Raw genomic sequence first — 13,775 nt, forward strand, 5'->3', positions numbered from 1 at the left:
ACAACCAAAAAGTCAGAGGTGACATATGTCAAGGGAAGATGATAAGGGCATGCACGGCAGAGCGGAAGAATTCCTGCAGGTCTTCAAAAAGGGGGCAGAATTCACCCAGGACTTGATGCGTGAGAATGAAAGGCTTCGCTACCGGATCCTTGAGCTGGAGGAGTCATTGCCCAACAAGGATGGGGTATCCTCGACCGATGATCATAGCAAGTTATCACAGCGGATTGATGAGCTGGAACGTGAAAAAGAAGAAATACTCAACCGTATTAAACAGGTAGAAGCGGAAAATCAGAACTTCGCTGCAAGATATATTGAAATAGAAGAGGAGAACAACAACCTGGCGAATCTTTATATTGCCAGCTATCAACTCCATTCCACCCTGGATTTCAAAGAGGTTCTGCAGATAATTACCGAGATAATCATCAACCTCATCGGCGCCGAAGAATTTTCAATCATGCTCCTTGATGAAAAGACCAATGAAATACAAGCCGTGGCCTGTGAAGGTATCCAGCGAGAAAATATACCCCATGTGAAATTGGGCCGGGGTGTTATTGGCGAGGTGGCCAAGACCGGGGAGAATCATTTTGTCGAGGATGTAAACGGTTATGTGCAGGATCTGGAAAATCCGATGGTGTGTATCCCGCTTAAAATAAAGGAACACGTAATCGGTGTTCTGGTCATTTACAAGCTGCTCATGCAGAAGTCCAGCTTCGCAGCAGTGGATTACGAGCTCTTTACCCTGCTTGCCGGACATGCTGCGACAGCGATATTCAGTTCGAGACTTTATAGCGATTCCGAAAGAAAGCTTTCGACAATCCAGGGATTTATAGATCTTCTGACCAAATGACAGCAATAAATTTCAACCTTCCAGCAGGTACAGTCGGACTTGATGATGCTGCCAGTTCAGATCATCCAGTGACAAATGGAATAAGCAGGAGGAGAGTGCTATGCCGCCATATAATATTTTGATCGTTGAAGACTCCCCAACCATGAGGCAACTTATATCTTTTGCTCTCAAAAGATTGAGAGTCGTGAGAATAGTTGAGGCCAACGATGGGGTCGATGGTTTGAAAAAGCTCTCTGCGGAGAAATTCGACCTGATCTTCACGGATATTAACATGCCGATAATGGACGGTCTCAAGCTGGTGAGTCTGGTACGGACCGATTCCAATTACAAGGCAACGCCCATTGTCGTCATCACTACGGAGGGAGCGCAAGAGGACCGGGAACGGGCACTGGCCCTTGGCGCCAATGCCTACATTACCAAGCCGATACAACCCAACAACATACTGGATGTTGCCAAAAGGCTGCTGAAAATAGTATAGAGCCAGCGGTTGAACTTCCTCCGATGTCAAATAAGCAACCCAGAGGTCAATTAGTGAAACGCTTTCTGCTGCCGTTGCCATTCCTGCTTTTTATTCCCGTGCTTCTCTTTGCCATGGATTTTCAGATGGTTACTTTCAAGACTGAGAATGCCGGCAAGGTAATTTTTGATCACGATCTTCACTTGAAAAAGCTGGGCAGCAACTGCACCGTTTGTCATAAATCCATATTTCCCATAACAACAGATGCGCCGCCGGTGACAATGGCCGAGATGGAGCAGGGGAAATCCTGCGGTGTCTGTCACAACAAAACCAAGGCATTCGGTCTTAATGAGTGCGTCAAATGCCATTTGGTCAAGGAAGTACCGATTCAGATCCCCCAGTTCGGCACCATCGTTTTCAGTCACAACTTCCATCTCGGCATGTATGGTTGTGGCGATTGCCACAACAAGCTTTTCAAGCCGGCGCCAGGCAACCCGCATATTTCCATGCGCCAGATGGAGCAAGGGGCGTCGTGCGGTGCCTGCCACGATGGGAATACTGCCTTCACCGTCAAGGAGAATTGCACCAAATGCCATGCAGTTAAGGATATTGCCTTTACTGCCGATGCCCTTTTCAGCCACAAATTCCATCTGGAAATGTACAAATGCGCCGATTGCCACAGCAAACTTTTTGTTGCCGGTCCTGAAAGCAAGCGCCATTCCATGCGTGACATGGAACAGGGAAACTCCTGCGGCGGCTGTCATGAAGCAGTACCGCTTTCAGCGTCAAAGGGGATTGCGGCAAATGCCATACGGCCACAAAGGACATCCCGTTCAAGGCGACTGACGCACTTTTCAGCCACAAGTTCCATCTGGGTATCTATCGCTGCAACGACTGTCATAGCGGTTTATTTGTCGGCGGCGCCGGCAGCAAGCGGTATACCATGGCGGACATGGCCAAGCTGAAATCATGCGGCGCCTGCCATGAGGGAGATGTGGCATTTACCGTCAACGCCAACTGCGGCAGGTGTCATAAAAGCACAAAAGATATAACCTTCGACATACCGGACATAGGTTCAGTTGCTTTCAGTCATGAAATACATCTGGGCATGTATAAATGCGACGACTGCCATAACCAGGTTTTTGCCACCGGGGTGTCACGTAAAAGCTTCACCATGGCAGAGATGGAAAAAGGCAAATCATGCGGGGCTTGCCATGACGGGAAGAGTGCTTTTACTGCCTCGGCCAACTGCGGGAAATGCCATCCGGTCAAAGACATTACCTTTACCGACGATGCCCGTTTCAGCCACACAAAGCATCTGGATATGTACAAATGCGCCGACTGCCATAGCAAATTGTTTGTTGCCGGACCTGACAACAAGCGGCGGTCCATGGCGGATATGGAAAAGGGGCAATCTTGCGGGGCCTGCCATGAAGGGAATACCGGTTTCTCCGTCAAGGGAGATTGCGATAAGTGCCATAAATCCACCATGGAAATCGCTTTCAATGTGCCGGCAACCGGGGTAACCTACTTCAGCCACGCATTCCATATCGGCATGTACAAGTGTGCCGATTGCCATAACGGCATTTTTACTACCGGTGCTTCTGCCAAGCGATATACCATGGGCGATATGGAGCAGGGTAAGTCCTGCGGCAGCTGCCATGACTCGAAAACGGCCTTTTCGGTCAAGGACGCTTGCCAGAAGTGCCACCCGGTAAAGGAGATCCAGTTCAAGGAATCAGGCGCATCGTTCAGTCACAAGTTCCATCTGGGCCTGTATCCGTGTAATGACTGCCACACCAAGCTCTTTATTCCGGGCAAGGGCAACAGGCGAGTCAGCATGCCTGAAATGGAAAAAGGGAAATCATGCGGCGCCTGTCACGATTCCAGCACGGCCTTTACCGTTACCGGCAGTTGCAATAAATGTCATAATGTTACCAAGGCAGTTAAATACGAGCTGCCGGAAAAGACCGGCAGCGTCTTGTTCAGTCATAAACTGCATCTTTCCAAAGGGTACAATTGCGGCGATTGCCACAATGGGATTATTCTGGCAGGTGTCGGACGCAAGCCTTTGAAGATGAAGGATATGGAAGAGGGGAAATCTTGCGGCGCTTGTCATGGTGCAGCCATGGCCTTCAGCGTCAAGGATGCTGCCAGTTGCGGCAGATGCCACGGCGGGAGAACCGGCGATATCCCTTCATTCCAGGAGGGTAGTGCCCCTCAATTTTAAGTCAAGAACCAATAATCAAAACTGGCCATGGAGGCAGGCGCCTGTCTTATTTTCCGTGAGAGCAGGGTTGCGGGAAAAGATGATGGGTGCTGCGTTTCCGTGGCAAAATTTTGTCCCGGGTACGGGCAGGAGGTTGTAGTGGAAGAGAAATACGTTCCCGCAAGGGTTGAAGAGAAGTGGCAGAAGCTTTGGAACGATAATAAAAGCTTCAAGGCTGAAAAGGTTGACGGGAAGGCTAAATATTACCTGTTGGAGATGTTTCCTTATCCGTCAGGCCGTATTCATATGGGACATGTGCGCAACTATTCCATTGGTGATGTCATTGCCCGCTTCAAGAGGATGAAAGGATTCAATGTTCTTCATCCCATGGGATGGGATGCCTTCGGCATGCCGGCCGAAAATGCGGCCATTCAGCATAAAAGTCACCCTGCCAAGTGGACCTATGAAAACATCGACTACATGCGTGGCCAGCTGAAAAAAATGGGGTTTTCCTACGACTGGGACAGGGAACTGGCTACCTGCAATGTGGAATACTATAAATGGGAGCAGCTGATCTTCCTGCAGATGCTTGAGAAGGGACTTGCCTACAAGAAGATATCCTCAGTCAATTGGTGCCCCAAATGCGAGACTGTGCTTGCCAATGAGCAGGTTGAGGACGGCAGCTGCTGGCGATGCGACAGCTTGGTGGAGCAAAAGGAGCTGGAGCAGTGGTCATTCAGGATCACAGACTACGCAGAGGAGCTCCTAGAAGATACCTACAAGCTGCCGGGCTGGCCGGAGCGGGTGTTGACCATGCAGCGCAACTGGATCGGCAGGAGCACCGGCTGCGAGATTGACTTTTCCATAGAAGGCAGAAATGATGCCATCAAGGTTTTTACTACCCGCCAGGATACTCTTTTCGGCGCCACCTTCATGTCGCTGGCGCCTGAGCATCCACTGGCCCTTCAGCTGACAACGGCTGAAAATATGGCTGCTGTCAATGCCTTTTTGGACAAAGTGAAAAAAACCGACAAAATCAAGCGCACGGCCGAAGACTTCGAAAAGGAAGGTGTCTTTACCGGTTCCTACTGTATCAATCCGGTCACCAACCGGCGCATGCCGATCTACCTGGCAAACTTTGTCCTGACCGATTACGGCACCGGCGCGGTTATGGCTGTGCGACCCATGATCAACGCGACTTGAATTTGCCCGCAAATATGCTATCGCCATGGAAGTGGTGATCCAGCCTGAGGGTGGATCACTTGATGCCGCCACCATGACCGAGGCCTATACCGCCGAAGGGATCATGGTCAATTCGGGCCGCTTCGACGGCCTGAACAGCACCGTGGCCAAGGAGCAGATCGCCGATTTTCTGGAACAGGAAGGACTGGGTAAAAAGACCGTCAACTTCCGCCTGCGAGATTGGGGCATTTCCAGGCAGCGCTACTGGGGAAACCCGATTCCAGTTATTTACTGCGATGATTGTGGCGCAGTACCCGTGCCCGCAAAGGACTTGCCGGTTGTACTTCCCATGGATGCAACATTCACCGGAGAAGGTGGCAACCCGCTGGCCAAGATCGACTCCTTCATCAAAACCACTTGCCCCATGTGCGGCAAGGATGCGCGTCGCGAGACCGATACCATGGATACCTTTGTGGAATCTTCATGGTATTTCCTCCGCTACTGCTGTCCGGATTTTGCCTCTGGTCCTCTCAACAAGGGAAAGACCGAATACTGGATGTCCGTTGACCAGTATATCGGCGGCATTGAACATGCGGTCATGCATCTGCTCTATGCCCGCTTTTACCAAGGTCCTGCGCGACCTGGGATACTGCGACATCAACGAGCCGTTCACCAACCTGTTGACCCAGGGCATGGTCATCAAGGATGGCTCGAAGATGAGCAAATCCAAAGGCAATGTTGTCGATCCCAATGCTCATAGAAAAATACGGGCTGATACGGCACGGCTTTTCTCGTTATTTGCCGCCCCCCCCGAAAAAGATCTCGACTGGAGCGATCAGGGAGTCGACGGCAGTTATCGGTTCCTGAACCGGGTATGGAAACTTGTCTACGAATGCCTGCCATTGATACGCGCCACAGGTCCTCTCGATGCTGCAGCCCTTACAGACGAGGGTAAAACCTTGCGCCGTCTGGTGCATAAGACCATCCGCAAGGTTTCCGATGATATCGAGGACCGATTCCATTTCAACACGGCCATCGCTGCCGTAATGGAGATGGTCAACGCCATTCAGGCATTTGAGCCCAAAAACCAGCCCCGCAACGTGCCGGTGCTGAAAGAGGCCGTTGAATCGGTGGTATTGCTGTTGGCGCCATTTGTACCTCATTTTGCCGAGGAACTGTGGAGAGCCTCGGCCATGAAGATAATCTCAATGAGGCCGCCTGGCCTGCCTTTGATGCTGCCGCTGCAGTTGATGAAGAGCTGCTGGTGGTGGTTCAGGTCAACGGCAAGCTCCGCGGCAAGGTAACCGTAGCCGCAAGCGCGACCGATGAAGAAATAAAAGGAGCTGCCCTTGCCGACGAAAAAATCAGACAGCTCATTGATGGCATGAATATCAAAAAGGTTGTCTACGTTCCCGGCAAGCTGGTTAACATCGTTGTCGGATAAAGGCGGACTTTTGCGAAAATCAGCATTTTTCATTCTGCTGTATGTGACAGGAATTCTTTCCGGATGCGGGTACCACCATCTTGGGGGGATCGGTAGTTCTAATGATGGGCTGGACGGAGTTCATATCAGGATCTTTGCCAACAAGAGCTATCGGGCCGGTCTTGAAACGGTGGCGACCCGGAGTATCATTGACGAGTTTGCCCGGCACAGCGGCGGCAACTCCGTGAATGAGGCAACTGCCCGTCTTGTACTGAGCGGTGCCGTGCTTTCCTACGCTGTTGCTCCGGTTTCCTACACGGCAGCCGACCGCATTGCAGGGTATCGGGCGACGGTAAAACTTGCTGCGAGCCTTGTCGAGCGACAGACGGGCAAAATCGTCTGGAGAGGTGAGGTTGCCGAAAGTCAGGATTATCCCGCCCAAGCTGACATTTCCTTGCAGCAAAATAGTGAGACTGCTGCCATGGCCGAAATATGCATTCGCCTGGCGGAACAGCTGCATGAAAAGATGCAGGAAGATTTCTAGGTCCAAAGTATGAAACCTGATGAATTTACCCGGTCGGTGGATAAAGGGAGCATCGCTCCCTTTTACTATCTTTACGGCGACGAGCCTATCTGATAGAAAAGGGTGTAAAACGACTGCTTGACAGGATCGTTTCCGCCGATTTCCGCGATTTCAATTTCAATATTTTTTACGGCAACGAGTGCAAGGGGGAGGAGATCTTCAGTGCTGCCCAGACCCTGCCAATGTTCGCCAACCGGCGCGCCATTCTGGTCAAGAAAAGTCAGGACCTTTCAGCCGCCGCCCTTGATGTGCTACTGACCTACCTGCAGAATCCTTCCCCCACCACCTGTCTGATTTTTCAGGGAGAAAAAATAGATCAGCGCAAAAAATTCTTTGTGGAAATAAAGAAGTCTGACGGTCTGGTGGAATTCAAGCGCCCCTACGAAAATCAGCTGGGGGCATTTATCCGTGAAGAGATAAAGGCTTGTGGCAAGCGCATCGATCCGGCAGCAGCCGATCTTTTGGCTTATATGGTGGGGAACAACCTCCAGGAACTGGCGTCGCAGATTGAGAAAGTGGTTACCTATTGTGGCGGCAGAGACAGCATTCTCATGGATGACATAAAAGCTGTGGTCTCGGACACCAAGGTGGACACGGTGTTCGAACTGGCAGATGCGGTCGGCGAAAAAGATCCGACCAAAGCCATGCGTACCCTTTACACTATCCTGCGTGATGGGGAGGCACCCCTGATGCTTCTGGCCATGCTGGCACGTCATTTCAGGCAGCTCTGGCGAGTGCGTGAGCTGATGGATCGCAGAGTGTCCAGCGCCGAAATCGGCAAGTCTGCCGGCATAAACCCTTATTTTCTGAAAAAGGTCATGGATCAGGCGCGAAACTACCGGACCGCTGAACTGAAGGTTATTTTTGAACGTCTGCTTGAACTGGATTCGGCGTTGAAAACAAGTGGCGGGAAACCGGCAGCTTTGCTGGAGCGGTTCACCATGGAGGTGTGCGGAAAGTAACCGGGTAGGGCAGGTGCTGATATTAAAAAAGGGATCCCTGCTTGGGATCCCTTTTAACAGCTGTCTATGATTCGTTTAGCTCAGGGTATTAACCAGTTTGGTAAGGCGTGAGACGCTGCGTGAGGCATTGGAGGAGTGTATGACCCCTTTGGATGCGGCTCCGTCGATCACGGGGATTGCTGCAGCCAGCGCTTCTTTGGCAAGGTTGGCGTCTTTTGCTGCTACTGCTTCACGAACACGCTTTATGAAAGTCCGCAGGGTTGAACGGATATGACGATTTCTTTCTGTTCTTTTTTCTGTTTGCTTGATTCTCTTAAGGGCTGACTTGTGATTTGCCAAACTGCACCTCCATTTATTTAAAAAAGCCGTTTAAATTTTCGAAAGTTAGATTTATAGCACTTGCTCCAGGATTGTGTCAAGAAGAATATCTTAGTATAAGGCGTAAAAAAAGAGGCGGCCTTACGACCGCCCCCGAAATTTAAGAGCCTTCCTCTACCAGTCTTCCTTCTGCTTTTTCAGTACGTTTTCCAGGTAAATTTCAGGACTGGTCAGTCTTAAAATTTCCTTGTCCGTGTAGCCCAGGTCCTTGAAATTCAGGACTCCATTGGGCGCGTGGCAGTTGGCACAGAAAAGGGCCTTGCCTTTTGTCACCAGATGATTGCTGCCGAAGTAAATGGTCTGCCAGCCAGGAACTGGGGTGTAGTTCTTGATGCCGAGAGTCTTTGCTGCCGAGGCTACTCCTGCCAGAGTATCACCAGTTGCCATCGGGGGGGCGAAATCCATGGAAAGCAGCTGCCCTGTCTTCTTATCGAAGAATGCCTTGCCCTGGAATATTTTGAAAGGATAAATCTTGCTGTTCTTGTCTTTTCGGCTGCCCTTCGGCCCGATAAAGGTCGGGGTATTCTTCACGGTTTTGTTGTACCAGGCATAAACCGGTACCGTCTCATTGGCCTCCTTCCTCAGGGTAGTCGGCTCGTAAAATTTGTCCGATCCCTGTTCCCACTTGGTGAAATCCTTGGCGAAAGCACCCCCTGTTCTGGAATATGGCAGGTCTGGCAGGCGATGCGGGCCGTGTGTCTATTCAGAGCTGCATCCTTGTGTGGGCTGTTACCATGGCAGGCAGTGTCCGCGCAGGATACGCGCACACCGTCGTTGGCCCAATTGTTTGGATCGTAGCCGGTGGGGATTTTGTGGTTTTTTGTTTTATGGCAGTCGACGCAGACCATTCCCTTTGCCGCATGGGCATCTGTTTCCTTGTTAAATGCAAAGCCTCTTTTTACCAGGACTCCACCGCCTGCAGCTTCATGACAAACCATGCAGTTCTTCACCGTCGGCTTGCCGATGGCGAGGGCTGCCTTGGTGCTCCTGTCCTGCCCCATGACGACTTCGCCTTTTTCATTCTTGAAGGGCTTTCTCTGGCGGAAATCGTAATCGGTCGAATGGCATACCAGGCAGTCTATGGCGCCTTCAGCATCTGCGCCGGTGCTTCCCACGTCACTCAGATGATTGCCAGGATGGCAGGTATTACAGCCGGTGAATTTTGTTTTTCCCGTTTCAGGACTTTTGGGAATTTCCTTGAGGTTGTTGACGATATCGTTGCCGTTGCACATGGTGTAGATGCGGTTTTTCATGCCGTACTCTTTTTTCGGGTCAAGCCCTTCAACATTGTTTACCTTTGAAGCATGTTTCCAATGTACCGATTGAAGGAAGCCTTTGGTTGTACCGGGATGGCATTCTTCGCAGGTTTCAGGACCCTTATAGCCGTTTTTCTCAATACTTTCTTTGCCTGGATGATCCGCGGCCATGACTTGAACCACGCCGAGCAACAGGCATAGAACCGTCGCAAAAATTTTTTCATGACTGACTCCTTATAAACATATGTTGATATATATATCATATATATTGATATTACAATTTCTGTTATAAAGAAAAACGCTGCAATCTGGTAACTACAGCGATTTCAAGAGAAAATCAGTTGTTGATCAAGTCAGCATCCTGCAGTTTTCCTGAAAAGCTTGCTGACATTTTTGCCGTTGACAACCTCATATTTGCAGCGGATCTCATCACCATCCACAATGCGGTGATCTTTGAATTTATCCAGGGTAAGGTCATCATTTACTGTGATTTCAATCAGGTCGCCACTCTTGTTGTCCTTTAACGTGGCAGTGGCTGTTTTGGCGTCCTTGCCCGCTATGTCGATCTTTGTGATGACACCGACCATCTTGATTTCTTCGGCGCTGGCTGTAGAGGTGAAAGACAGGCAGGTAATGCCGAAGATGGCGAACAAGATCATTAGTGAAACCAGCTTTTTCATTTTGTTGCTCCTTTTTACGTTGAACTTTCGTTCTGTTTTATATCCGGCGCCAGGCCGAAAAACTTTACTTCGTGAGAAAGCGAGGGGGCAACCCCTCGCTCTTTTCCACATGACAAGATTTAAAATTTAACCTCAAAGGTAGCATAGATATTCTGAGCAGACTTCAGAGGTGCAAACATCTGCGCATTCATGGGGCTGGCGGTCAGATCTGCAATTTTAACCGGAGCACCCACAGTTGTTGCTGCCGGTGTATTCGAAATCATAGTACTGATAGCCGAGCCGGAAGAAGACCTTGCTCAGGTATGAAGATATTGGTTGCAGCTTCAGTTCCTGAATTATATAGGCTTCATAGACATTGCCGCGGGTACCCAACTTGCTGGTCCACATATCATCAGCTGCCGGATCGAAAGGCATCCAGTACTTGGAACCATAGTTGTATTCAGCGCCGAGCTTGGTGCCGGTAGGCAGATCATAGCGGAGACCGACGTAGGCGGAGTAGCCGGTGTTATCCTTCACATCGGCGCCGTTTATAAGCAGTCCTGCGCCGGAATCGGGTGAGCCTGCACCTGCAAGCAATGCGTGATTGCCGTTGGGATGGGTGATGCTCATGCCGGTGCTGGCGAACAGGGTAAGGCTGCCTGGGCCGACGCTCTTGAGAGTGCTGAGGGCGCCAAGGCCGTACCAGTCGATATCACCCAGCTCATTACCGACATTGTTGGGATTATCGAAGATGTTGAAACCGCGGTTCCACTGGAAATCAAGCCGAAGTGGGTCGGTGTCAATCGGCACGATCTGAATGCCCATCATGTCCGTGTCGCGGAGGTTGTTCTGGCTGCTGTACCCGGCTTCGAAGCCGCGGCCGTAGCATAGCTTTGCGTAAGCACCAGAGAGGCCATCAATGTCGGGAGCATAACCCAGGGTCATGCCGTCAAAGGCATAATCGACAAGCAGCCCCGGAACGCCGCCATTACCCGGTCTTTCGCTGTTTTGCCGAACATGGGTAGGGGACCCGGCGGTTGAGGGCCGACGTCCGACGGAGAACCATATCGGCTGGTCGGCAATATTGCTCCAGGTGGCGAAGACCTGGTCGACGCGCAGGGTGTTGTCGCTGGGGACATGACCGATGGTGCCGTCGAGAATCTGGCTACGATCGGCGAAAAAACCGGCATTGGTTGCATCGGCGGTCTGGTTGCCTGATGTCTTGTACATGAGCAGACGGGTGGTGACGGTAACATCTTTGGTGGCCTTTGCCTTCAGATTGAGTCCGAAACGGTTGGTCATAAGCGCATCGTTCTTGGGTTTGTATTCAGGCATCAGTACCGGCATGGCAGCAGGGCCCATGAACTGGTAGTAGCTGGGAACTTCTCCCCGTAACGAATCGATCCGAAAGCGGTAATCCCCCCCGATGGTAAGCCAGCGGCCAATGGATTTCTCATCGGTTTTCTTCGTCTGCTGCTTCAGTGCTTCGACTTCCTTGGACAGGGCGTCCAACTTCTGCTGCAGGTCCTGGTCTGCCCCCATTGCAGGCATCGGCAGGGTAAATGCCAACAGCAACGAGCTTAGCAAGGTTTTCTTCAAAATGGGTTTCATGTTTTCTCCTTTACTTTTTTTTATCCGGCGAGACCTTATATGACCTCATCGGCAGACTTTCGATTAACTTTAGCTTAAAATTCATTTAACCATATATGTAATTTCACAGATGCAATTCCCAAGCCCAACCATAGATACTTCTTTATATTCAAAATGTTATATGTTTGTGGTACGGCAATGCCTATTTTGCAAGTGGTTTAATGCTACGCCATCCTGTTGAAAGACATGTACGGGAAAATAGATTGACGACTTAGCGGATAGTTGCGTAATATCAACGGCAAATCAGGCGCTAAAGGATTAACGTGATTAAAGAAAAACTGCTTTACCTGCAAACATTCGGCTGCCAGATGAATGTCAGTGATTCGGAAAAAATTGCAGGCTTGCTGAAAGATATAGGTTATCGCCCCACCAATGATTCTTCCCTGGCTGATCTGATTATCCTCAATACCTGCAGTGTAAGGGCACGGGCGGAAGAGAAGGTTTATAACCACCTTGTCCAGTACAAGGGGCTAAAGCGGAAGAGGCCAAAAATACTGATTGGCGTCGGCGGTTGTGTCGCCCAGCAGGAAGGGGAACGGCTGCTGTTGAATATTCCTCATCTGGATTTTGTCTTCGGTACCCACAACCTGCATCTGCTGCCGGAGCTGGTCCTTTCCGCCGAAAAGGGGGAGCGTCAGTCAGAGACGGATTTCATCGACAATGACTCACGCCTTGATCTCTTTCCTGTAGATAACAGCACCAATGGCGTTTCACGTTTTGTCACCGTGATGCAGGGATGTGATAATTTTTGTTCCTACTGCATCGTCCCCTATGTGCGAGGCCGGGAAATAAGCCGCCGATCAGCCGATATTCTCGAAGAAATCTCCCAGTTGGCCGCTAAAGGGGTCAAGGAAGTAACCCTTCTGGGTCAGAACGTCAATTCCTATGGTCTGAAAAGCAATGGGGAGCTGGATTTCGTCACCCTGCTGCGTCAAGTCTCCGAAATTCCAGGCATTGAACGGCTACGCTTCACCACATCACATCCCAAGGATTTCTCACGGCAGCTCATTGACTGCTTTGGCGAAATGCCCAAATTATGTAAACACGTTCATCTCCCTGCCCAGGCAGGCAGTAATGCCGTCCTTTCGGCCATGAACAGGGGCTATAGCCGCGAAGAATATCTGTCGCTGATCGGACAGCTCAAAGCCGTATCTCCGGGCATCCAGATTACCGGTGACATTATCGTCGGATTCCCCGGTGAAACAGAGACCGACTTCCAGGAAACCCTGTCTCTTTTGGAGGAGGTTCGCTATACCGATGTTTTTTCCTTTATCTATTCGAAAAGACCGGAAACCAAGGCGGCAGGATATTCCGACCATATCAGCCAGAAGGAAAAACAGATGCGGCTCGACCGGCTGCTGGCAATGCAGCGAAAGATTACCCTGGAGAACAACAGAAGTTTTGAGGGAAGTGTGCAGGAGGTGCTCGTGGAGGGAGAAAGCCGGCGGGGAGGGCAAATCTACGGGCGGATCTCGGGCAACCGGATTGTCAATATTACGGCAAATCCTGCCCTTGTAGGACAAATGGTAAAGGTAACGATTACCAGGGGAGAGCAGAACTCGCTGCAGGGTGAATTGTGCAACTGAATTTAATGGGCCGAAATCGGTCAAAGATGTGCCAAGGAGACGCATGTACTATAAAATGAAAATATACGGATTTGCATTGGACGCCATTGCCCAGATGCCGGTAATAATTCTCAAGGACGATGCAGGGGAAAATTCCCTTCCGATCTGGATAGGCCAGCAGGAATCGGTCCCCGTTGCCCTTGAACTGATCAACCGGGACCTGATCCGTGCCGGGAGTGGAGATCTGTTGACCGCGCTGATGCAGCAGCTTGAACTGAAAATAGAATCGATCGCCGTCGAAAGCCTTCGTGACGGTGTTTTCAACGCATGTGTCAAGTTCAGCGGCAAAAGAAAGAAAATCCGGGTTGAAGTCAGGGTGACGGAAGCGTTGCTGACTGCACTGAAATATAAGATTCCGGTTATGGTCCACGAAGATGTGGTCAGGGAAGCGCCGCTGCTTGATCTGAAGGAAGGGAAGTTCTCAGGGGGAAATGACGCCCGACGCTTCGTCGATTTCCTGGAAAAGCTTGACCCCGCCACATTGGGAAAATATCCCATGTAGGGAGAAGCGGTCGGTGGTCGGCGGTCGGCGGTCGGCGGTCGG

General features: G+C 50.7%; 10 protein-coding genes and 3 pseudogenes. 9 read left to right on the forward strand and 4 right to left on the reverse strand.

Annotated elements, in window-relative coordinates:
- The first annotated feature begins 25 nt into the window (after positions 1-25).
- The 7 genes and pseudogenes from JCM15764_RS06310 to holA all read left to right on the forward strand — a co-directional run bounded on the left by JCM15764_RS06310 (position 26) and on the right by holA (position 7,663).
- A complete protein-coding gene (locus tag JCM15764_RS06310) occupies positions 26-847 on the forward strand; it encodes a GAF domain-containing protein (protein ID WP_012647251.1) in 822 nt (273 codons plus the stop codon).
- A 100-nt stretch (positions 848-947) separates the two neighbouring features.
- Positions 948-1,325 (forward strand): response regulator, encoded by a 378-nt coding sequence (locus JCM15764_RS06315; protein WP_012647252.1) that lies wholly within the window; start codon positions 948-950, stop codon positions 1,323-1,325.
- A gap of 53 nt (positions 1,326-1,378) precedes the next feature.
- Positions 1,379-2,269 (forward strand): cytochrome c3 family protein, encoded by an 891-nt coding sequence (locus tag JCM15764_RS22115; protein ID WP_243688475.1) that lies wholly within the window; start codon positions 1,379-1,381, stop codon positions 2,267-2,269.
- The gene (locus tag JCM15764_RS22120; protein WP_243688484.1) at positions 2,182-3,534 is read left to right on the forward strand and encodes a cytochrome c3 family protein; all 1,353 of its coding nucleotides are present in this window, start codon (positions 2,182-2,184) and stop codon (positions 3,532-3,534) included. The genes JCM15764_RS22115 and JCM15764_RS22120 overlap by 88 nt, the downstream gene beginning before the upstream one ends.
- A gap of 138 nt (positions 3,535-3,672) precedes the next feature.
- A pseudogene (gene leuS, locus JCM15764_RS26215) lies at positions 3,673-6,139 on the forward strand (leucine--tRNA ligase).
- Positions 6,140-6,149: 10 nt separating this feature from the next.
- On the forward strand, positions 6,150-6,662 hold the full coding sequence (locus tag JCM15764_RS06330; RefSeq protein WP_054693723.1) for an LptE family protein: 513 nt from the start codon (positions 6,150-6,152) through the stop codon (positions 6,660-6,662).
- Positions 6,663-6,787: 125 nt separating this feature from the next.
- Positions 6,788-7,663, forward strand: a complete 876-nt coding sequence (gene holA / locus JCM15764_RS06335; protein ID WP_279384307.1) for a DNA polymerase III subunit delta — start codon at positions 6,788-6,790, stop codon at positions 7,661-7,663.
- A gap of 75 nt (positions 7,664-7,738) precedes the next feature.
- Here the strand turns inward: holA and rpsT are convergent, their stop codons facing one another.
- From rpsT to JCM15764_RS06355, 4 genes and pseudogenes are all read right to left on the reverse strand, one after another.
- Complete coding sequence (gene rpsT / locus JCM15764_RS06340) at positions 7,739-8,002, reverse strand: 30S ribosomal protein S20 (protein ID WP_054693725.1); 264 nt, start codon at positions 8,000-8,002, stop codon at positions 7,739-7,741.
- A 153-nt stretch (positions 8,003-8,155) separates the two neighbouring features.
- Positions 8,156-9,468, reverse strand: a pseudogene (locus JCM15764_RS06345) (cytochrome C).
- A gap of 182 nt (positions 9,469-9,650) precedes the next feature.
- Complete coding sequence (locus tag JCM15764_RS06350) at positions 9,651-9,977, reverse strand: hypothetical protein (RefSeq protein WP_054693728.1); 327 nt, start codon at positions 9,975-9,977, stop codon at positions 9,651-9,653.
- 119 nt (positions 9,978-10,096) lie between these two features.
- A pseudogene (locus JCM15764_RS06355) lies at positions 10,097-11,567 on the reverse strand (DUF3373 domain-containing protein).
- A gap of 302 nt (positions 11,568-11,869) precedes the next feature.
- Here JCM15764_RS06355 and miaB point away from each other — a divergent pair.
- Together miaB and JCM15764_RS06365 are read left to right on the forward strand one after the other, a co-directional pair.
- Positions 11,870-13,192 carry a tRNA (N6-isopentenyl adenosine(37)-C2)-methylthiotransferase MiaB gene (miaB, locus tag JCM15764_RS06360; protein WP_054693731.1) on the forward strand — a complete coding sequence of 441 codons (1,323 nt, stop codon included), beginning with the start codon at positions 11,870-11,872 and terminating at the stop codon, positions 13,190-13,192.
- 43 nt (positions 13,193-13,235) lie between these two features.
- Positions 13,236-13,733: a bifunctional nuclease family protein gene (locus tag JCM15764_RS06365; RefSeq protein ID WP_054693734.1), complete on the forward strand. Its 498-nt coding sequence runs from the start codon at positions 13,236-13,238 to the stop codon at positions 13,731-13,733.
- Positions 13,734-13,775 lie beyond the last annotated feature (42 nt).

This window comes from Geotalea toluenoxydans JCM 15764 (assembly GCF_001311985.1).
GTDB classification, from domain to species: domain Bacteria; phylum Desulfobacterota; class Desulfuromonadia; order Geobacterales; family Geobacteraceae; genus Geotalea; species Geotalea toluenoxydans.